General features: G+C 71.7%; 13 protein-coding genes and 1 pseudogene. 7 read left to right on the plus strand and 7 right to left on the minus strand.

The genetic code is table 11. From position 1 onward, the window contains the following. Nucleotides 1-15: 15 nt before the first annotated feature. A pseudogene (locus ACZ69M_RS11530) lies at nucleotides 16-312 on the minus strand (STAS domain-containing protein); the annotation flags it as partial. A gap of 143 nt (nucleotides 313-455) precedes the next feature. On the opposite strand from ACZ69M_RS11530, the gene ACZ69M_RS11535 reads away from it, so the two are divergent. Next, the gene (locus ACZ69M_RS11535) at nucleotides 456-1,982 is read left to right on the plus strand and encodes a phosphatase PAP2 family protein (RefSeq protein WP_470048867.1); all 1,527 of its coding nucleotides are present in this window, start codon (nucleotides 456-458) and stop codon (nucleotides 1,980-1,982) included. 82 nt (nucleotides 1,983-2,064) lie between these two features. Here ACZ69M_RS11535 and ACZ69M_RS11540 read toward each other — a convergent pair whose 3' ends face one another. Beyond that, a complete protein-coding gene (locus ACZ69M_RS11540) occupies nucleotides 2,065-3,564 on the minus strand; it encodes an MFS transporter (protein ID WP_470048869.1) in 1,500 nt (499 codons plus the stop codon). A 209-nt stretch (nucleotides 3,565-3,773) separates the two neighbouring features. On the opposite strand from ACZ69M_RS11540, the gene ACZ69M_RS11545 reads away from it, so the two are divergent. Further along, the gene (locus ACZ69M_RS11545) at nucleotides 3,774-4,127 is read left to right on the plus strand and encodes an ArsR/SmtB family transcription factor (protein WP_470048871.1); all 354 of its coding nucleotides are present in this window, start codon (nucleotides 3,774-3,776) and stop codon (nucleotides 4,125-4,127) included. Nucleotides 4,128-4,132: 5 nt separating this feature from the next. Next, nucleotides 4,133-4,669 carry an SRPBCC family protein gene (locus tag ACZ69M_RS11550; RefSeq protein ID WP_470048873.1) on the plus strand — a complete coding sequence of 179 codons (537 nt, stop codon included), beginning with the start codon at nucleotides 4,133-4,135 and terminating at the stop codon, nucleotides 4,667-4,669. A gap of 38 nt (nucleotides 4,670-4,707) precedes the next feature. Here the strand turns inward: ACZ69M_RS11550 and ACZ69M_RS11555 are convergent, their stop codons facing one another. The 4 genes from ACZ69M_RS11555 to ACZ69M_RS11570 all read right to left on the minus strand — a co-directional run bounded on the left by ACZ69M_RS11555 (nucleotide 4,708) and on the right by ACZ69M_RS11570 (nucleotide 10,871). Then, nucleotides 4,708-7,533: an NHLP bacteriocin export ABC transporter permease/ATPase subunit gene (locus ACZ69M_RS11555; protein WP_470048875.1), complete on the minus strand. Its 2,826-nt coding sequence runs from the start codon at nucleotides 7,531-7,533 to the stop codon at nucleotides 4,708-4,710. A 1-nt stretch (nucleotide 7,534) separates the two neighbouring features. Next, nucleotides 7,535-9,757, minus strand: a complete 2,223-nt coding sequence (locus ACZ69M_RS11560; protein ID WP_470048877.1) for an NHLP family bacteriocin export ABC transporter peptidase/permease/ATPase subunit — start codon at nucleotides 9,755-9,757, stop codon at nucleotides 7,535-7,537. After that, the gene (locus ACZ69M_RS11565; protein WP_470048879.1) at nucleotides 9,754-10,563 is read right to left on the minus strand and encodes a hypothetical protein; all 810 of its coding nucleotides are present in this window, start codon (nucleotides 10,561-10,563) and stop codon (nucleotides 9,754-9,756) included. Before ACZ69M_RS11565 ends, ACZ69M_RS11560 begins: the two co-directional genes overlap by 4 nt. Before the next feature lie 92 nt (nucleotides 10,564-10,655). Beyond that, entirely contained in the window at nucleotides 10,656-10,871 is a 216-nt protein-coding gene (locus tag ACZ69M_RS11570; RefSeq protein ID WP_054236564.1) for a hypothetical protein, read from the minus strand. Between the two features lie 731 nt (nucleotides 10,872-11,602). On the opposite strand from ACZ69M_RS11570, the gene ACZ69M_RS11575 reads away from it, so the two are divergent. Further along, entirely contained in the window at nucleotides 11,603-13,012 is a 1,410-nt protein-coding gene (locus ACZ69M_RS11575) for a S1 family peptidase (RefSeq protein WP_470048881.1), read from the plus strand. A gap of 149 nt (nucleotides 13,013-13,161) precedes the next feature. Here ACZ69M_RS11575 and ACZ69M_RS11580 read toward each other — a convergent pair whose 3' ends face one another. Next, nucleotides 13,162-15,321 carry a SpoIIE family protein phosphatase gene (locus tag ACZ69M_RS11580; RefSeq protein ID WP_470048883.1) on the minus strand — a complete coding sequence of 720 codons (2,160 nt, stop codon included), beginning with the start codon at nucleotides 15,319-15,321 and terminating at the stop codon, nucleotides 13,162-13,164. A 179-nt stretch (nucleotides 15,322-15,500) separates the two neighbouring features. On the opposite strand from ACZ69M_RS11580, the gene ACZ69M_RS11585 reads away from it, so the two are divergent. The 3 genes from ACZ69M_RS11585 to ACZ69M_RS11595 all read left to right on the plus strand — a co-directional run bounded on the left by ACZ69M_RS11585 (nucleotide 15,501) and on the right by ACZ69M_RS11595 (nucleotide 20,797). Next, a complete protein-coding gene (locus ACZ69M_RS11585) occupies nucleotides 15,501-17,945 on the plus strand; it encodes a SpoIIE family protein phosphatase (RefSeq protein ID WP_470048885.1) in 2,445 nt (814 codons plus the stop codon). 59 nt (nucleotides 17,946-18,004) lie between these two features. Next, nucleotides 18,005-19,525: a hypothetical protein gene (locus tag ACZ69M_RS11590; protein WP_470048887.1), complete on the plus strand. Its 1,521-nt coding sequence runs from the start codon at nucleotides 18,005-18,007 to the stop codon at nucleotides 19,523-19,525. Between the two features lie 105 nt (nucleotides 19,526-19,630). Then, the gene (locus tag ACZ69M_RS11595) at nucleotides 19,631-20,797 is read left to right on the plus strand and encodes an acyltransferase family protein (RefSeq protein ID WP_470048889.1); all 1,167 of its coding nucleotides are present in this window, start codon (nucleotides 19,631-19,633) and stop codon (nucleotides 20,795-20,797) included. The last annotated feature ends 21 nt before the right edge of the window (nucleotides 20,798-20,818 follow it).

A 20,818-nucleotide genomic window follows, 5' to 3' on the forward strand; every position in this document is an offset into this window, starting at 1 on the left:
GTGCGCGGCGCGCAGGAGGCGGTGGACGCGGGGCCCGTCGGAGACGACGCGGAGCCGTCCGCCGCGCTCCCGCGCCCGTGTCTCGGCCCGGCACAGTACGCGCAGGCCCGAGCAGTCGAAGAAGGCCACCCGGCGCAGATCGACCAGCACGTCCGGCTCGGCCCGGGCCGTCGCCGCCGACAGATGCTCGGCCAGCGCCTGAGCCGTCCCGATGTCGATCTCTCCCGTCACCTCGACCACGGTGAACGGACCGCGCGGATAACTGTGGGCGTAGGGGTTGGTCGAGGGAAGCCCGGAATCTGCGAGGGTCATGTGGTCTCGCTAGCTACCCCGGCCCGGCCGGAAACATCCTCAGGTCGCCACAGACACCACCCTGTTCACTCGAACGGGTGAATATTGGGGATGGCGTATTGACTGGGGATGCCGAGGCGGGCCGAGTGCCGTAGCCGTGGGGCATGAGAGTTCTCGGCGAGTGGGACCGGCGGCTGTTCACGCGGGTGGCCGCGGCACGGGTGCCCGGCGCGGATCCGGCGCTGCGGCGGCTCAGCCGCTCCGCCGATCACGGACGGCTGTGGCTCGGCACGGCGGCCGGTCTCGCGTTCGTCGGGGGCCGGGCGCCCCGCCGGGCGGCCCTGCGGGGCGTGGGCTCGCTCGCGATCGCCTCGCTGACCGTCAACACCGTCGTGAAGTGGAGCACCCGGCGGCCCCGTCCGCTGCTGGAGCATGTGCCGTCGATCCGGCACCTGAAACGCCAGCCGCACACCACCTCCTTCCCCTCCGGCCACTCCGCCTCGGCCGCGGCGTTCGCCACCGGAGTCGCCCTGGAGTCGGCCGGATACGGCGCCCTGGTCGCACCCTTCGCTGCCGCCGTCGCCTTCTCGCGGGTGTACGTCGGGGTGCACTACCCCGCAGACGTGCTGGCCGGGATGGCGATCGGCGTCGCGGCCGCCGCGCTCACCTGCCGCTGGTGGCCGCCGCGCCCCGCGCTCCCGGCGCGCGAACGGCCCTCGGCGTCCGCGCCCGCGCTGCCCGGCGGCGAAGGACTCGTCGTCTTCGTCAACACCCGGGCCGGGACGGGGGCGCCCGGCACCCCGTCGTCGCCCGCCGAGCGGCTGCGCGGACTGCTGCCGCGGGCCGAGTTGGTCGAGCGCGGCCCGGACGACGACTTCGCCGCGCTGCTGGAGCGGGCGGTGGACAGGGCGGTCGAGCGGGCCGGGGCTGCGGGCGGTGCGCTCGGGGTGTGCGGGGGCGACGGCAGTGTCAACGCGGCGGCCCGCGCGGCGGCCGGGCGGGGGCTCGCACTCGCGGTGTTCCCAGGCGGCACCCTGAACCACTTCGCCCAGGACGTCGGCGTACGGGATGCCGAGGACACCGCCGTCGCGGTCGCGCGGGGCGAGGCGGTGGCCGTGGACTTCGGCGTGGCGCGGTCGGGGACGGGTCACGAGGTGCGGTTCCTCAACACCTTCAGCATCGGCCTGTACCCCGAACTCGTGCGGATGCGGGAGCACTTGGAGCAGCGCCTGGGCAAGTGGCCGGCGGCGGCCGTCGCCCTCGTCCGGGTGCTGCGCACCGCGACGCCCGTGGAACTGAGCGTCGACGGACACCACCGCCGGCTGTGGCTGCTCTTCGCGGGCAACGGCCGCTACGAACCCCAGGGCTTCGCTCCCGCCTACCGGCCCCGCCTGGACGACGGGCTGATCGACCTGCGCCTGATCGACGGCGAACACCGGCTCGCCCGCACCCGGGTGATCGTCTCCGCGCTCGCCGGCACGCTCGGCCGGTCCCGGGTCTATGGAGCGGAGACGGTTTCGTGGGTCGAGCTGGCGGAGCTCGGTGGTACGGACACACTTGCCTACGACGGTGAAGTCGCGCCCGCGCCGCCCGGGTTGAGGCTGGAGAAGGGGCGGCGGACGCTCGTCGTGTACCGGCCCTCCGCACCCAGCGGAACGAACCCGCCCGGCATCCCCGGACGGCCGCCGTGACGGCCCGCCGCCGCAGACGTGAGAGGGGCCGCCGTCTCCCTGCAGACGGCGGCCCCTCGGCCTGTGAGTGATCACACGGGACTTACATGTGGACGGCCCGCACGGCGTCCGGGTCCGCGTCCAGGGTTCCGCGGCGGTAGAGCAGGAAGGCGATCACCGCGCCCGCGGCGAAGAAGCCCGCCGACCACCAGAAGGCGGTGGTGTAGCTCTCGATCGTCGCCTGCGCCTGGACCAGCTTGCTGGTCGCGTCCTTGCCGGCGAGATAGCTCGTCGCGGCGCTCGCGGCCAGCGTGTTCAGCAGCGCCGTACCGATCGAACCACCCACCTGCTGCATGGTGTTGACCGTCGCGGAGGCGACACCGGCGTCCTCCGCCGCGATCCCGCTGGTGGCCAGCGACATGGCGGGCGGCATCACGATGCCGAGGCCCGCGCCGATCAGCAGCAGCGGCGGCAGCACGGCGGTCGAGAAGTCGGAGGCGACTGAGATGCCGGTCAGCCAGGCCATGCCGCCCACCGCGATCGCGAAGCCCGCGGGGATGACGACCTTCGGTCCGATCCGCGGCACCAGGACGGTGGTGGAGACCTGGGCCATGACCATCAGGGCCGCCATCATCGGCAGGAACGCCACACCTGTCTTGGTGGGGCTGAAGCCCAGGTTCAGCTGCAGGTAGTAGGTGAGGAAGAGGAAGACGCCGAACATGCCCGCGCCGGTGATCAGAACGGTGATGAAGGACGCGGCACGGTTGCGGTCGAGCAGCACGCGCATCGGCAGCAGCGGGTGCTCGGCGCGCGTCTGCCACCAGGCGAACGCGCTCAGCAGGACACCACCCGCGATGAGGAAGCCCCAGGTCAGCGGTGAACTCCAGTCGTGCGTCTCGGCGTTGGAGAAGCCGTAGACGAGGGCGAAGAGACCGGAGGAGACCAGCAGCGTGCCCGGCAGGTCGAGCTTGGAGTTCGCCGCGTCACGGTGATTGCTCAGCAGCACCCAGCCACCGGCGAAGGCGACGACGGCGAAGACGAGGTTGACGAACAGCGTCCAGCGCCAGTCGAGCGCGTCGGTGAGTACACCGCCGAGCAGGAGGCCCACCGCGCCACCGGCGCCGGCGATCGCCCCGTAGACGCTGAACGCCTTGGCGCGTTCCTTGGCGTCGGTGAACGTCGTGTTCAGCAGCGAGAGCGCGGCGGGCGCGAGCAGCGCGCCGAAGACACCTTGCAGGGCGCGCGCGGTGACCAGCATCCCGAAGCTGGTGGAGGCGCCGCCGAGCACCGAGGCTCCGGCGAATCCGGCGATACCGATGAGGAAGGCGGGCTTGCGTCCGAAGAGGTCGGCGATGCGTCCGCCGAGCAGCAGCAGGGAGGCGAAGGCCAGCGAGTACGCCGTGACGATCCACTGCCGGTTGCCGTCGGAGAAGCCGAGGTCCGCCTGGGCGGAGGGGAGGGCGATGTTCACGATGGTGGCGTCGAGGACCACCATCAGCTGTGCGATGCCGATGATCGAGAGGATCCACCACCGCTTGGACGATGGAGTGGACGAACCGTCCACGGTGCCCTTGCGGGCGCCTTCGGTCAGGGTCTGGGACATGGGAGAACCACTCCAGGGAAGTCGCTCAGGGGTTACAGGAACGTAAACGAAACTGTTTCGTACACCTCGAAGACTAGAGCACCCCCAACGAAACGGCAACGTTTCGCTGAGGGTGTCGGGTGAGGTGGTCATCACGGCGGCGGCTGGAGTCGGTCGGCTCCGGCATGTATGCCTTGACGGGCATATAACCGTCGAGGCATATTGGGGCCATGTCCGACGCCACCCTCTGGACCGCTCTCGCCGACCCCCACCGTCGTGCGATCGTCGCGCTGCTCCTTGAGCGCCCGCGGCCGGTCGGAGAGATCGTGGAGGCGTGCGGTCTGAGCCAGCCGAGCACGTCGAAGCATCTGCGGGTGCTCCGGGACGCGGGCCTGGTACGCGTACGACAGGACGCGCAACGCCGTGTCTACGCCCTCGACCCGGCCCCGATCGCCGCACTCGACGCCTGGCTGACCCCGTACCGGAAGCTGTGGAACGAGAGCCTGGACGCCCTCGGCCGCCGCCTGGACAGGACGGCGCTGGAGCCGTCGGACCCCCCGGAAGACCCCACCCCTAAGGACTGAGCCGCATGTCCGCCGAACCCACCGCGCTCACCGGCACCTACCTCACCCTCGACGACGGCCGCCCCGCCGTCCGCTTCAGCCGCACCTACGAACACCCCGTCGACCGCGTCTGGCGGTTCGTGACCGACCCGGACGAACTGGTCGAGTGGTTCCCGTCCCGGGCCGAGATCGAGCTGCGCCCCGGCGGCACGATCAGGTTCAGCGGCGACCCGAACATGCCCGAGTCCACGGGCCGGGTCCTCGCCGTCGACCCGCCCCGGCACCTCTCCTTCGACTGGGGCGGTGACGAGCTCCGCTTCGACCTCGACGCCCTGGACGACAAGCGCACCCACTTCACCCTCACCCACGTCCTCGCGGCCGAGAACACCGCCGCCCGCAACGGCGCCGGCTGGGAGGTGTGCCTCGCCGCCCTGGACACGAAGGCCCGCGGCGAACGCTTCGAGGGCCCGCACGCCGGGGCCACCGCGCCCTGGAAGGAGATCTACGCCCGTTACGTCGAGGCCGGGGTCCCCTCCGGTGCTCCGGTGCCGGGCATGGACTGACGGAGCCGCGGTGCCGGGGAGTGGCCGACGGCGCCGACTCAGGCCAGCTGCCGTCGCACCAGCTCGTGCAGCCGCCCGCCCGTGTCCGCGAGCAGATGCGCGGGCGGGCCCTGCTGGGCGACCCGGCCGTCCTCCATCACGATGACACGGTCCGCGTCCATCACCGTGGACAGCCGGTGCGCGATCACGATCCGGGTGGCGTTGAGCGCCCGGGTGCTCTCGATGACCGTGCGCTGGGTCTCGTTGTCGAGCGCGCTGGTCGCCTCGTCGAAGAAGAGGATGCGGGGCCGGCGGATCAGCGCCTGGGCGATCATCAGGCGCTGCCGCTGGCCGCCCGAGATCGCGCCGCTGCCGGAGACGATGGTGTGCAGCCCCATCGGCATCCGCCTGATGTCCTCGGCCAGGCCGGCCATCTCGGCCGCCGCCATCGCCTCCTCGGGCGTGTACGGCTCGGTACCGCAGATGCAGTCCAGGATCGAGCCGGTGAACGGCTGGGCATGCTGGAGCACCACACCGCACTGACGGCGTACGGCGGACTGGTCGAGCGCTCCCAGGTCCTGCCCGTCGTAGAGCACACTGCCCGAGACCGGCTTGTCGAAGCCGATCAGCAGCCGCAGCAGCGTGGACTTTCCGCAGCCGCTGGGGCCGACGACCGCCACGAACTCGCCGGGCTTGATGTCGAACGACACGTCGTCCAGGACCAGCGGGCCGTCGTCGGCGTACCGGAAGGACAGCCGCCGGGCCTCGATCGCACCGGACAGCACCCCGGGGCGGGTGCTCGCCACCCGCACCTCCGGCGTGGCGTCGAGCACCGGCTTGATCTCCTCGAACATCGGCAACGCGGCCGCCGCCGACACGAACGCGCCGGTCACCTGGGTGACCGAGGTCAGCAGCATCGTCATCGACGTGCTGAAGGTCAGGAAGTCGGCGGCCGACAGCGAGCCGCGCGCCGGACCCGCGAGCAGCATGAACATCAGCAGCGAGCACAGCGGCAGGTACACCGCGCCCATCACCGTCGTGAGGTTCTTGATGCGGCCGACCTTCTGCTGAAGCTCGCGGCTGCGCGCGAACTCGCCCGCCCAGGCGGCGTACGCGTAGTTCTCGGCCGCCGCGACCCGCAGCTTGGGCAGGCCGCGCAGGGTCTGGAACGCCTGGTTGTTGAGCTTGTTGCTGAGGACGACCAGACGGCGCTGCCAGCGCACCTGCCACAGACCGAGCCCGAGGAACGCGGCCGCGATGACGACGAGCATGCCGATCGCGGCGAGCGCCATGGGCACGCTGTACCAAAGGAGCAGCCCCAGGTTCATCGCGCCGACCGTGCCCGCCTGCGCGAGCGTCGGACCGACGCCCGCGAGGAGGCGGCGGATCGCGCTGATGCCCATGGCCGCGCTGGCCAGCTCACCCGTCGAGCGGGACGTGAAGAACTTCGTGGGCAGCCTCAGCAACCGGTCCCACACGGCCGGTTGGAGCGTCGCCTCGATCCGCCCCTCCATCCGCAGCATCGTGAGGTTCTGGAGCAGCATGAACGCGGCCGACACGATGCTGGTGACCATGATGGCCAGACAGACCTGCACGATCAGGCCGTGCTGGGCCTTGGGCACGTACTCGCCGAGCACCTGGCCGGTGGCGATCGGCACCAGCGCGCCGATCGCGACCGTGACGAGACCGCTGATCGCGAGGTTGCGCAGGTCGCCGCCGGTGCCCTGGAGGCAGAAGCGCAGCAGCCGCAGCGGGCTCAGCTTCCGCTCGGGCAGCGGACGGTAGAACATCACGGCCCGCGGCTCGAACTCCGGCGCGTTGGCCTTCTCGACCGGGGTCTCCCGGCCCGAAGACGGCTGTACGGCCACGTAGCCGCCGCGCCGCCACAGCAGCGCGACCGGGGAGCCCGACACGGCACGGTGGCCCACCAGCGGGCCGATGTTGTCGCGCCACCAGCGCCCGTCGAGGCGTACGGCACGGGTGCGGACGCGCGAGGCGAGCGCGATCCGCTCCACCGGGTCGAGCCGGTCGCTCTCCGTGCCGCTCTGCGCGGACTCGGCGAGGGTGATCCCGGACGCGCGGGCGACCAGCTTGCACGCCGCGTACGTGGCGTCCGCGTCGGCCGCCGTCGGGCGCTTGGACGACTTGCCGATCGACGCCAGCAGCGTCCGGTCGGCCTGGGCGCGGACGGCCTCGCCCGCCTTGATGCCCGCCGCCGTGCGGTCCTCGTGGCTGGCCTCCAGCTGCTCGATCCAGCGGTCGAGCGTGGACAGCAGCCGGTACTGCTGGTCGACCATGCCCTGCCAGACACCGGAGTCCATCAGCAGATCGGCCGCCGCCTCGGCGCCGTACAGGGAGCCGTACTGGACACTCCCGGGCGGCACCTGCATCCAGAAGACGTCGTCATCGGTCAGCGCGGCGGCGTTCTCCGTGGCCATCGGCGCCTGGAAGAGAATGGACAGGCTGCGGCCGACGCCGAGGGCGAGGGCGTACTCCAGCGGGCTCGACGTCGGCGGTACGTACTGGGGGTTGCCGTAGTCGTCGTAGGACCAGGTCTGGGTGTCCACCGGCTGGTACAGCTCGCGCAGCACGATCCGGCGCACCACGCAGTCCCGCAACGGCCGCCCCACGAGGGTGTGTTGCGGGCCGGCGACGGGGCCCAGCAGCAGGGAGCCCGCTTCGAGGCGGCCGAGGTGGTGCCAGTGGCCCTGCTGGACGGCGTCGACCGCGAACAGGTCCATGGCGCCCGCCGCCACCAGCCAGAGGACCTGCGGTCCCTCCAGGTCGAGGCGGCCGAGGCCGGAGCAGTCGACCGGCGTTCCCATACCGCCGAGCGCGCCGAGGACGAGGTCTCCCTCGCGTGCGCCCTCGTGAACCGTGGTCATCTCATCGCTCCTTGACCAGCTCGGCGTACGGACCGCCGGCCGCCACCAGGGCGTCGTGCCGCCCGCGTTCCACGATCGTGCCGTGCTGCAGCACGACGATCTCGTCGCTGTCGCGCACGGTGCTCAGCCGGTGCGCGATCACCACACAGGCACAGCCGCGCTTGCGCAGGTTGTCGATGACCGTCTGCTCGGTCTCGGCGTCCAGCGCGCTGGTCACCTCGTCGAGCACCAGGATGCTGGGCCGGCGCACGAGCGCCCGTGCGATCTCGAGGCGTTGGCGCTGGCCACCGGAGAAGTTGCGGCCGTCCTGCTCGACCCGGCTGAGGATGCCACCGGGGCGGCGCGTGACGACGTCGTACAGCGCCGCGTCCTCCAGCGCCGCGACCACGGCCTCGTCCGGGATGGACGGATCCCACAGGGCCACGTTGTCGCGGACCGTCCCCTCGAAGAGGAACACGTCCTGGTCGACGAAGGAGACGGAGGCGGCGAGCGCGCCGCGCGGGATGTCCTCCAGCCGCTGTCCGTCGATGCGGATCGTGCCCTCCCATGGGGCGTACAGGCCCGATATGAGCCTGGACACCGTGGACTTGCCGCTGCCCGAGCCGCCGACCAGGGCCACCTGCTGGCCCGGTCCGACCGTCAGTGAGAAGCCGGTGAGCAGGGGTTTGTCGAGCGGGCTGTAGCCGAACGTGATGTTCTCCAGCTCGACATGACCCTGGAGGCGGCGGGTGGACTCGCCGCTGCCGGAACGGGCGTAGAGCGGGTCGGTCTGGAAGTTCTCGACGTCCTTGAGCCGGGCCACGTCGGCGGCGAAGTCCTGGATGCGGCCCGCGACGCCGTTGAGCCGGGTGAGGGGCGCGGTGAAGCGGGTGACCAGGGCCTGGAAGGCGACGAGCAGACCGACGGAGATGTGCCCCTCGACCGCCCGCAGACCGCCGATCCACAGGATCAGCGCGGAGTTGAGCGTCGCGAGCGTCGGTGCGACCACGCCCAGCCAGGCGCTCGGCACCCCGAGGCGCTGCTGCTCCTCCAGGGTGGTCGCGTGCTGCCCGGCCCACTTGCGGAAGTAGCCGTCCTCCCCGCCGGTCGCCTTCATCGTCTCGATCAACTGAAGGCCGGTGTACGCGGTGTTGGTGAGGCGCGCGCTGTCGGCCCGCAGCTTCGCCGTACGGGTCGCGCGCAGCCGGATCACCATGCGCATCGCGATCACGTTGAGCAGCGCGACGCCGATGCCCACGGCCGTGAGCTGCGGGTCGTAGGTGTAGAGGAGCACCGCGTACAGGACGACCACGATCGCGTCCACGCCGGCCGCCGCGAGGTCGCGGGCCAGGGTCTCGGCCACCGCGTCGTTCGACTGGAGCCGCTGCACCAGGTCGGCCGGGCTGCGCTGGGAGAAGAAGGTGACGGGCAGCCGCAGCAGATGGCGCAGGAAGCGGGCGCTGGAGAGGGTGGAGGAGATGATCCGGCCGTGCAGCAGGTTCGCCTGCTGGAGCCAGGTCAGCACGACGGTCAGCGCCACACAGGCGCCCATCGACGCGAACAGCACGCCCAGCAGCGAGGTCCGGCCGCCGATCAGATACGTGTCGATGTACGTCCGGCTCAGCGCGGGGACCGCCGCGCCGACCGCGACCAGCAGCAGGCTCGCCAGCACGGCCGCGGGCATCGTGCCCGAGGTGCCGCGCAACCGGGCCGGCATGGCACCCAGGACGCCCGGCTTGCGGCCGCCCCTGTGGAAGTCGGGCCCCGGCTCCATGACCAGCACCACACCCGTGAAGCTGGTGTCGAAGTCCTCCATCGGCACGAAACGGCGGCCCTTGCCGGGGTCGTTGATGTGCACGCCGCGCCGCCCGAAGCGGCGGCCCATGCCGTCGTAGACGACGTAGTGGTTGAACTCCCAGAACAGGATCGCGGGCGCCTTCACCTCGGCGAGCGCGGCCGTGTCCATCTGCATGCCCTTGGCCGTGAGGCCGTAACTGCGCGCCGCCTTGAGCAGGTTGCTGGCGCGCGAGCCGTCCCGGGAGACACCGCACGCGATGCGCAGCTCTTCGAGAGGGATGTGGCGGCCGTAGTGGCCGAGCACCATGGCGAGGGATGCGGCGCCGCACTCCACGGCCTCCATCTGGAGGACGGTGGGGGTGCGGACCGTCTTCCCCTTCGCCTTGGGGACCGTGCGCTTGGGCGGGGCGGTGCGGCGTCTGCTCCGGGTGTCTGGTGCGGCGGTCACGGCAGGAGCCAATCGACGGGGCGCTGATCGGCCAGGCGGATCGAACCCGTGGCCAGGGTCATGGAGGTGAGCGCGAACGGCGGCCCGTCGGCCGAGGACCACTTCAGGCCGCTCTTCGTCGCGGCGGAGCGGTCGAGGCGGACCAGGACGGCCACCGGCCTGCCCTTCTTGGTGAACTGTTCGCCGAGTTGGCTGTCACCGAGGAAGGAGGAGATCTGCTGGGGGGTCTCCACGCTCCGGCCGACCGCCTTCACATGGCCGCGCAGTACTCCGTACTGCTGGGTCGGCACCGACTGCACGGTGAGGTCGACCGCGGCGTTCGCGGGGATGGTGGCGGCGCTCTCGGCGGGGACGTACACCGTCGCGTAGAGCGGATCGTCGGCGTGGGCGACCTTCTCCACGGCGGCGACGTTCGTGCCGGTCGAGATGATCGCGCCGATGGTGGCGGCGAGCGCGGTGACGCGCCCCGCGGCGACCGCGCGGACGACGGTCGTACCGCCCTGGGACGTACGGACCTTGAGCACCGGCGCGTTCGCGGGCAGCCGTTCGCCCTCCTGGGCGACGACCTCGGTGACCTGCCCCGCGACGGGGCTCTGCAGGATGTAACTGCCCTCGCCGTGGGTGAGGACGGCGGGCGCGCTCACGGTGGACGCCACCGTGCCCGTCACGGCCCAGACGGACGCCGCAGCCATGACGACCACCGTCACGGACAGGGCGAGCCAGCCCTGGGGGCGGGCGAAGCGCACCGGAAGGTCGAGCTCTTCGGGCGACTGCAGCTTGGCGAGGGCCTGTTGGCGGAACTGCACGGGACTTCCCTCACCTGTTCGAGAGGTTTACGGCATCCGAGAAGTCCCGGAACCGGGGAGTGGTTCCGGGACTCAACGGCACTGAAACGCGATCAGAGACCGGCAACCAGGCCCGTGACCGGGGCGGTGTTGAGGCCGGTGACACCCTCGACGGTGCCGACAACCGTGTTGACCAGGCCGGAGACCGGGGCAACACCGTCGACCAGGCCGGTGACGGTGCCAACGGCGTTCAGCGACAGGCCGCCGGAGACGTTGTCGAGGTCGGCGTCCGAGATCTCGGCGGTGGCAACCTGGGGGGTGGAGTTCATGAGGGAACTTCCCTTCGTATGGATATTCATAAGGGGGAGAGCGGCCCCCCTCTGGGGACAGATGACGGCCGCCACCGCGGGGGTGCGGCACCCGATTCCGGGCGCTGTGCGGCGCCCGTTCCCGGATGCCTGGCTGCGACCTCCGCGGTGCAACGGATCAAAGCACGCTCGCGGCGCGCGCATCCAATCAACCGGCGCTCTCACCTGCGAACTTGAGCCCGGCCGGGGCCCAACCGTGCAGGTGTGCGCACGTCTCGACAGTCAGTTCTTCACATGCTGCACGGCATTGTTCCGTCCCCGCGCTTGTCGCCCCGCGCCCGAAAGGGACAGTCCCACCGCAATGGCGCGGAGGGGGGCGCGCGAGTGTGCAGATCCGCTGTCCGCCGTGACGCGCCTGCGTATTCGATGTGCAGATTCCCTGAAGCCGGGATTCCGTTCCCGCCGGAGGACGGACCGTCACCGAACGGTGGCGGAACGTGTCGGATCGGTCCGGCCGGCGTCCCGCGCTCGGCCCGGCGGCGCGCGGGCGGTGCTCGCACCGCACCGCTCCGCGCTCACTCGGTGTAATGGCCCGATTGCCTCGTATTTCATGTGTTTGGCCGAGCCAACTCGGCTCTTTTTCAAACACAGTTGAACAGCCCGCGCGGCTCACGCGTATCAACAGGCATCCAGGCGCCCCCTAGTCAGCCGCCGGACGGTGGCCTCGACCCCGTCCCCAGGAGGTCAAAGAGTTGAGTCACAAAAGGATTCCCAAGCGCAAGGCCGCCATCGCTGTCGGAGGCGTCGCGGCGCTCGGAGCGGCGGCCCTGCTGCTGCCCCACGCCAACGCCTCGCAGACCGACGCGAAGGACGCCACTCCCAAGACGCTGAAGTCCGCGGACGCCTCGAACCTGGCCTCGCTCATCGCCTCCCAGCTCGGTGACGCCTTCGGCGGCGCGTACTGGGACGCCTCGAAGCAGCAGGTCATCATCAATGTCGTCGGCAACAACAGCAATGTCGTCAACACCGTCGAGAAGGCCGGCGCTGTTCCCCGCAGCGTCAGCAACAGCCTGTCCTCGCTCAAGACGGCTGCCAAGACACTGAAGTCCGACGCGACCATCCCCGGCACCGCCTGGTCGATCGACCCCAAGACGAACCAGGTCCAGGTCACGGCCGACAGCACCGTCACGGGTGCGAAGTGGGCCAAGCTGACGTCGACCGTCGACTCGCTCGGTTCCGGCGTGGCCACGGTCAAGAAGTCCGCCGGTACGTTCAAGACGTTCGTGTCGGGCGGTGACGCCATCTTCGCCCAGGCGAACGGCGGCGGCGTCCGCTGTTCCCTCGGCTTCAACGTCACAGCGAGCGACGGCGCCCCCGCCTTCCTGACCGCCGGGCACTGCGGTGTCGCGGCCAAGCAGTGGTCGGACTCGCAGAACGGGCAGCCGATCGCGACCGTCGACCAGGCCACCTTCCCCGGTGCCGGCGACTTCTCCCTCGTGAAGTACGACGACCCCGCCACCCAGACGGCGAGCGAGGTGAACGTCGGCAACGGGAAGACCGTCCAGATCACCCAGGCTGCGGACGCCACGGTCGGCCAGCAGGTCCTCCGGATGGGCAGCACGACCGGTCTGCACGACGGTTCGGTCACCGGTCTCGACGCCACGGTCAACTTCCAGAGTGAGACCGACCCCAACGGCGTCGACACCGTCACCGGTCTCATTCAGACGAACGTCTGCGCCGAGGCGGGCGACAGCGGCGGCTCGCTGTTCACCCAGGACGGCAGCGCCATCGGCCTGACCTCCGGCGGCAGCGGTGACTGCACCGTCGGCGGCGAGACCTTCTTCCAGCCCGTGACCGCCGCCCTCCAGGCGACCGGCGCGACGCTCGGCGCGGGTGGCGCCGCGGGTGCCGGCGACGCGAGCGCCGCGGCCACCGACCCGGCGGCCACCGACCCGGCCGCGACCGACCCCGCGGCCACCGACCCCGCGGCCACCGATCCGGCGGCCACGGACCCGGCAGCCACGGACCCGGCGGCGACGGACCCCGCGGCCACGGACCCGGCGGCCACCGACCCGGCCGCGGGCGACCAGTCCGGGACCGGCAGCGACCAGTCCAGCACCGGTATGGACGCCGGCTCCGGCCTGGTGACCAGCACCCCGTGACACCGGTGACCACGAGCCACTGACCCGGCCGCGCCACCACGGCCCGGTCGGCAGTGGAAGGGTCCGGCCCTCCGGCGGGAGGGCCGGACCCCACCGCGTTTCCCCCGCCGCTCACGAGAGGGCCGGAGCCTGCGGGCTTCCGGTACCGCTCAGTTGTGCGCACGCGCCCGCAGCAGAAGCAGCGCCACGTCGTCGAGCCGCTCCTGCGTCGCCGCCCCGCTCTGCTCGACGAGACGGTCGGCCAGCGCGTTCAGCGACAGGTCACCGCCCTCGGTGAGTTTGCGGCCGAGGTCGGCCAGGGCGTCCTCGATGTCCACGCCGGGCGACTCGATCAGACCGTCGGTGTACAGGGCGAGGACCGAACCGGGGACGAGCGGCACCTCGGTCGTCGGATACGTGGCCGCCGCGTCGATCCCCAGGAGTGGCCCACCGGCCAGGTCGAGCACCCGGACCCGCCCGTCCGGCCGCAGCAGCAGCGGGGGCGGATGACCCGCGCGCGACATGACGGCCACCTCGCGCGACGGGTCCAGACGCAGATAGAGACAGCTCGCGAACAGCTCGGCCCCCAGGTCGATCAGCAGCCGGTTGGTGCTGCGCATGACCTCCTCCGGCGGCTGACCGACGGTCGTGTACGCCCGTACGGCGGTGCGGATCTGCCCCATCAGGCCTGCCGCCGTCACGTTGTGCCCCTGCACGTCACCGATGACCGCGGCGGCCAGACCGTGCGAGGGCACCAGGTCGTAGAAGTCCCCGCCGATCTCCATCCCCTGAGTGGCCGGGAGATAGCGCGCGGCCGCCTCGATCGAGGGCAGCGTGGGCAACGAGTGCGGCAACAGCGCGGCCTGCAGACCGTGCGCCAGCTGGAGCTTGGCGTCGTAGAGCAGGGCCCGCTCCAGGGCCTGCGCGATCAGACCGCAGAGGCTGGCCAGCACGGCACGCTCGTCCGCCGGGAAGGTGTGCGGCTCCGCGTACCCGAGGACGCAGGCGCCCACCGGCCGTCCGGACGCGATCAGCGGCAGATACGCCCACGCCGCCATCCCGTCGGGCGTCGCACTCCGGTCCGGGTAGAGGCGCTCCAGCTGCTGACGGGAGTCGAAGAACGCCGGCACCCCGGTCTTCAGGGCCTGGGTGCCCGGAGTCTGCGCGCTCAGTGGCACCCCGTGCCAGCGCTCCACGACGTGCGCGTCCCCGTACCCACGGTGGCCGAGCACGTGCAGGCGGCCGGATCGCGAGCCGAGGACGGCCAGGGCCTTGCTGCCGACGGCCGGCGCGATCTCGTCCGCCACCAGCTGCACCACGTCCTCGACGCTCGCCGCCTGGGTGAGCGCGCCGGCCAGACTCAGCACCTGAGTGATGGTCACCAGGCGCGGGGTGGTGTCGGCCTCGCCGTGCCGGGACTCGACGCGCCCCATCTCGGCCACCGCCCGGGCCCGGGAGATGCGCACGCTCAGTCCGGTCGTACTCGGATAGAGCCGGAACGACAGCCATTCACCGGGCGGCCGCAGCGCCACGAACGACGTCACATGCTGGCTGATCAGCGCGGCCCGGTAACGGTCCTCGTAGACGGGGTCGTTGAGCCAGGGCACCGACGCCCACAGCTGGCTGCCCAGCAGCCCGCTGACCGGGACACCGAGCATGTCCGCCGTCGCGGCGTTGGCGAAACTGACCCGGCCGTTCATGTCCAGGGCGCACAGCCCGTACGGCAGTCGCGCCACCATCCGCGCCGCTTCCAGCGTGCCGAGCACGCCGGCGGCCGGAGCCGCGGACGACGCCAGCAGATCCGGCTCGGGACGGAGCGGACGCCGTTCCGCCGCCACCCGTTCCAGACGCAGCGCGAGCCGGGCGCAGGACGCGGTGAGATGGTCGCGTTCCCGGTCGGAGAGGTCCGGCGGATGCGAGCCGGGCCAGGTCACGAACACGGCGCCGTACACGGTGCCCTCGGTCGCCACCGGGAGGGCGGCCAGCGCGAAGGGGTACGGCAGGACCACGGCGATCCGCGGGAAGCGGCGGGCCATCTCCTCCTCGCCGCCGACCCAGACCAGCCGCCGCTCGCGCACCGCCAGGGCGACCGGAATCGGCGCGTTGAGCCCCACCCGCTCCCACGGCGCCGCGAACGACCTGGGCATGCCCGCCATGACCGCCATCTCCAGCACGGCCTCACCCGGCGTCAGCAGGTACACCGCCCCGGAGTGGGCGTGGACCTCCTCCATCATCGAGGCCAGCGTCAGCGACAGCAGCGGCCGTCCGACCGGCGTCGGACGACCCGCCGGCGCCTGCACGGACCCCTGCCAGTCCGACACGCCGACCACCTCCTCGCAGGGCCGCGCGACGGGACTCAGGGATCAAGGCTCCCTCGTGACGGCCCTTCCCGCACGGCGAACGCCACGCGCGGCACAGGGTGCCGCATGCGGGCTCCGCCGCAGGCCCGACGGCCCCGGAACGGTCACAGGGGCTGCGCGGACGTCCCGGAAGCGCTGTAATTGCGGACGTGGTCAGTGAGGGCGCGGCGGAACGCGGAAAGAGGACGCTGCGTGCCGAACTTGCCCTCAAGACGCCCACCCCGGACCTGGACCCGCGCGAGCGACAGCGCCGCGTTCTCGAACAGGGACTCGTCTTCGCGGGCGCGAGTGTCGTCGCGGTGTACTTGCCCACGGAGAGCGGCGACGAGCTGTACCTGTCCGAGTCGGCGGGCGTCCCCAGAACGCTCTACGGCCTGCGCGACAGCTATGTCCTCACCGGCGGCTCCCCGGTGGCGGACGTATACCGCTCCGGCCGACCGCTGTGGCTCGGCCCGGCGGAGATCGCCCGCCGCGCCGACGCCCGCAGGCTGCCGGCCCAGGACTTCTGGCTGGCCGTCCTGCCCCTGCCGGACGGGGGCTGCCTCGTGGCGGCCGGCGATCGCCCGGGCGGCTTCGACGCGGAGGACCGGGAGTGCCTCGGCCTGATCGCCGAGGCCGCCGTCTGTCCCGCGCCCGGCGTACCGCGCGACACCGCCGCCCGGCCCACCAGCTCGTTCGACCTCGCCATGGACACCGGGCACCTCGAGGTCGACGACGAGATGCTGGAGCTGTTCGGCCTCGACCCGGCGGAGTTCGACGGCAAGGTCGAGAGCCTGCTGTCGATGACCGTCCCCGAGGACCTGCCCACGCTGATGTCCGTGGTGGAGGCGGACCACATGTCCATCGGCGACCGCGAGCTGGAGTTCCGCATCCTCCAGCCCTCCGGAGAGCCGAAGTGGCTACGGCTGCACGGCCGTCTCGTGCCCGGCGGAGAGGGGCGCCCGGCGCACCTCGTGGGCACCGTCGCCGACACCTCCAAGCTCCGCTCCGGCGTCAGTGACGTGGCCCGCGTCCAGCGACTCGCCTCGACCCTCGCCACCGCGGGCACCGTCCGCGACGTCGGCCGGGCCGTGGTGTCCGCGCTGCGGGGCCCCCTGCGGGCCGACCGGATCGCCCTCGCCGAGCTGGAGGGCGACCGTCTCGTCGTCACCCTCCTCGACCCTCCCGAACCCGAAGCCTGGCCCGAGGTGTGGCGCTCCGAGTGGCGCTCGGAGTGGCCCGACGCGCCCGTACGCGCCATGCCCACGCTGGAGGCGGCCCTCATCGAGGGGCGCCCCGCCGTCTGGCCCGCCGGAGCACCTCTGGAACCGGCGCTCGCCGACGTCGGCCCCGGCGGTCTCGCCATCCTGCCGCTGCCCGCAGGCGGCCGGATGGCGGGTGCCTGTCTGATCGGCTGGGACGACCCGCACGAGTTCGGCACCGACGAGCGCGCGCTGCTCACCGCGTCCGCGGGCCTCGCGGGCCAGGCTCTGACACGTGCCCGCGCCTTCGATGCCGAACACGAGCTGGTCGGCATGCTCCAGCGCTCCCTGCTGCCGCGGCGCCTGCCCCGGATCCCCGGCGCGGTCGCCGTCGCCCGCTACCTGCCCACCACAGCGGGCCTGGAGGTCGGCGGCGACTGGTACGACGTCATCCCGCTGCCCGACAACCACGTCGCCCTCGTCATCGGCGACGTCCAGGGCCACAACGCCCAGGCGGCCACCCTGATGGGCCAGATGCGCACGGCCCTGCGCGCGTACGCCGTCGAGGGCCACCCCCCGGACGTCGTCGTGCAGCACGCCAACCGACTCCTCATGGACCTGGAGACCGACCTCTTCGTCACCTGCTGCTACGTCGACGTGGACCTGGAGGAGGGCACCGCCTGGTGCGTACGCGCCGGACACCACCCGCCCGTGCTGCGTCACCCGGACGGCACAACGGAGGTCACCGTGTCCGAGGGCGGACCACCACTGGGCGTCGTCACCCAGGCCGACTTCCCGATGATCCCGCTGCGACTCCAGCGCGGCACGGTCCTCGCCCTGACCACGGACGGTCTCGTCGAGTCCGCCGAGGTCGACATCGAGGACGGACTGAACCGACTGGCCGGCGAACTGACCGCGTCCGACCCCGCCCACCTCGGAGTGGTGGCCGACGGACTGCTCACGGGCGCCAACCGCAGCGACGACGTGGCTCTCCTCCTGATGCGCTACGACGGTCTGGCGACCCGCCCGTTGCGGGAGAGCTGGACGGTGTGGCGCGTCCCGGAGGCGGTCCGGCACGCCCGCCGCTTCACCCGGCGCACCCTGCGCGCCTGGGGCGTGCCCGACGACAGCATGGACGGCGCGCTCCTCGTCGTCTCCGAACTCGTCACCAACGCCCTCGTGCACACCGACGGGCAGGTCAGACTCGACATCACCCTCATCAACCACCGCCTGCGGATCTCCGTCGCCGACACCTCACCCCGTACGCCCGTCAAGCCCACCAGCATCGGCTGGGAGGCCACCGGCGGCCGCGGCATCCTCCTCGTCGAGGCCATGTCGGCGACCTGGGGCACCGTGCCGGTCAGCGGCGGCAAGCAGGTGTGGAGCGAAATCCCGCTGGACGCAAGGGGATAGGGTCGGGCACCAGGTGCTCCTGGGGGCGGGGGCCGGATTGCACACGGGGGGCACTGAGCATGGTGAAGACGCCTGAGCGGATATGGGAGGAAGCCGACCTGGCCGCGCGGCGGCTGGCCGGGCTGGCACTCAATCCCTCCAGCCCGCAGGACGTTCTGCTGCGGCTGCTCGCGGAGGGTCCGGCGGCGGTACGGATGGTGCTGTGCCGGGACCGGGTCCTGCCCGACGCCGTCGTGGACGCGGTGATCGAGCACCCCGACAGGTACACCCGCAGCTTCCTCGCCCGCAATCCCCACGTCGGTCCGGCCCAGCGGGTACGGCTGATCGACGATCCGGAGTGGTTCGTCCGCGCCCACCTCGCCGACGGTCCCCGGATGCCTTTCCGGGACCGGCCCGAACCACTGCCCGACGAGGCGCTCGTCCACATGATCAGGACGTACGGGAACGACGCACTCGGCGGTTCCTTCTACCAGCAGATCTCCACGGAGCTGCTGCGGACGATGCACACCCACCCGGACGCGAAGGTCCGCCGCTGGGGGGTCGGCGCGTGGGAGTGGCTGTCCGCCGACGCCCGGGCCGCGCTGCTGGCGGACTCCGACGAGGGCGTCCGGGACAGGGCGCTGCTGTACACGCACAACGAGGATGCGGCCTGGTTGGAGAGCGCGCTGCCCGATCGTCCCTGTCACGCACGCACCGGCATGCTGTGCAACCTGCCCCTCACCAGAGCCGTCGTGGACCTTGTCCTGACCGCTCCGGCCAGTGAAGACGAGCGGGCGATGATCGCCCGCAACCCCAGCCTCCCCGCCGATGTGGTGGTCCTGCTGGCAGCCGATCCGGACCCGGAGGTGCGGGAGGGCATCGCGTACCGCGCGGATCTCGGACCCGCCGAACGCCGTGCGCTGGCCGTGGACCCCGACCCCGAGGTGCGGCTCGCGCTGTCCGTGCACCCGGCGCTGAGCGAGGAGGAGCGGGCCGCGATCGACTACGAGGTGCCCACGGATTGCGGTTTCTCCCACTCGCCTGCACCGGGGGTGCCCCGGGCCCCCGAGGACGTCCGCCGGGACGCCCTCTCCGCCCATCCGATGCTGCGCCGGAGGGCGGCACGGGTCCACGAGCTCCCGCCGGACCTCGTGGCACGCCTGGCCGACGACGAGGACCTCGGTGTACGCGTCACGCTCGCCCAGAACCATCCCGACGCCCCCGCGGCTCTGCTGCTGCGCTGTTTCCTGGAGTACACCGGTTCCGACCGCGCGCACCTCGCCACCCGGCCGAACTTCCCGGCCACCCGACTGGCCGCCTTCGCCGACCACGAGGACCCCGAGGTCAGGGCCCTGGCCATGCGCGACCCCGAGATCGCGCCGGCCGTCGCGGAACGCCTGACCAGGGACCCGGACCCCGCCGTACGGGCCGCGGCGGCCCGCCACCCGAACCTCCCGCGGCCCCGGCTGACGGAACTCCTCGACGACGAGGAACTGGCCCATCCGGCAGCCGCGAACCCGGCGTTGGACGTGGCGGAGATACGGCGGCTGGCGCGGACGCTCGGAGACCCGGCCGGGCCCCGCGTCGATACGCTGAGCTGAGCGGTCCGGCCCGGTCGGCTGTTCCAGTGCATCGACTCCGAGGCGTACAGACCGATGATCGGACGGTAGTTGAACATCGGCCCGGGACGACACGTGAGAGAGAGTATGGGAACGCCACTCACCGTCTCTCCACCGCTGCAGCGGCCCGATACGCGTGGTCGCGGCCAGGTGCTGGGCCTTGACGGGCTCCGCGGCCTGGCCGCGCTCTACGTGTTGCTCTTCCACTGCTGGCTTCTGACCATGCCGGGCTTTCCCAAGAACTCGGGTCCCGCATGGCTGGGCTGGCTGATGTACGGGCGTCTCGCCGTGGTCTTCTTCCTGGTGCTGTCCGGTTTCTCCCTGGCCATCTCACCGGCGCGCAACGGTTGGCAGCTCGGCGGCGCTTCCCGGTTCCTGCGGCGGCGCGCGTGGCGCATCCTGCCTCCCTACTGGGCGGCACTCGCGTTGAGCCTGGCGGTCGCCTGGTTCGTCGTGCCGGCCTCGCACTTCGGACCGCCGACCGGCGCATCGATTCTGGTGTACGGCTTCGTGGTCCAGGACGTGTTCACGGCTCCCACGCCGAACGGGGCCTTCTGGTCGATCGGCGTGGAGGCGGAGCTCTATCTCGTCTTTCCGCTCCTCCTTCTCGTCCGACGGCGGCTGGGCGCGGTCGTCCTGGTCGCGAGCGTGACGCTCCTGGTGATCGCGCGTGGCCTGCTGGCGCCGAACGCGTCCCCGGTGGAAGGCGTGAACTGGCTGACACCGAACCTCGCCCCCGTGTTCGTCGCGGGACTGGTGGGCGCGGGGATCGTCGTCGCGCCGGAGAAGGTCCGGCGGCTGCCGTGGCACTGGCTCGCCGCTCTGGCCGCCCTGCCGGTTGTGGCGCTTGTCGTCATCAGGGGGTCGGTGTGGACGGTGGACCACTATTTCTGGATCGATCTCGCCGTGGCGCCCGCCATGACCATGATGATCACGGCGGTTGCCACCGGCAGGCCCGCGTTCCTCATGCGGCTGCTGGCCACGCGCCCCATGCGCGGCCTCGGCGACTTCTCCTACAGCCTCTACCTGGTCCACCTGCCGATCGTCATGATCGTCTGCCGAAAGATGGCCCCCCGTTTCGTATCGCCGGGTCTGCCCGCGTTCTGGTTCACGCTGACACTGGCACTGCCCGCCTCGGTGCTGGGAGCGTGGCTGTTCGCCAAGCTGTTCGAGCTGCCGTTCAAGCGGAACCGATCATGGAAGTCCATGTTCTCGGCAGGGCGCGCGCCGGCACGACCGCACTCCTCGCGATGACCCGACCGCACTCCTAGGGTG

The sequence above is a fragment of the Streptomyces sp. NPDC107454 genome (genome assembly GCF_055582885.1).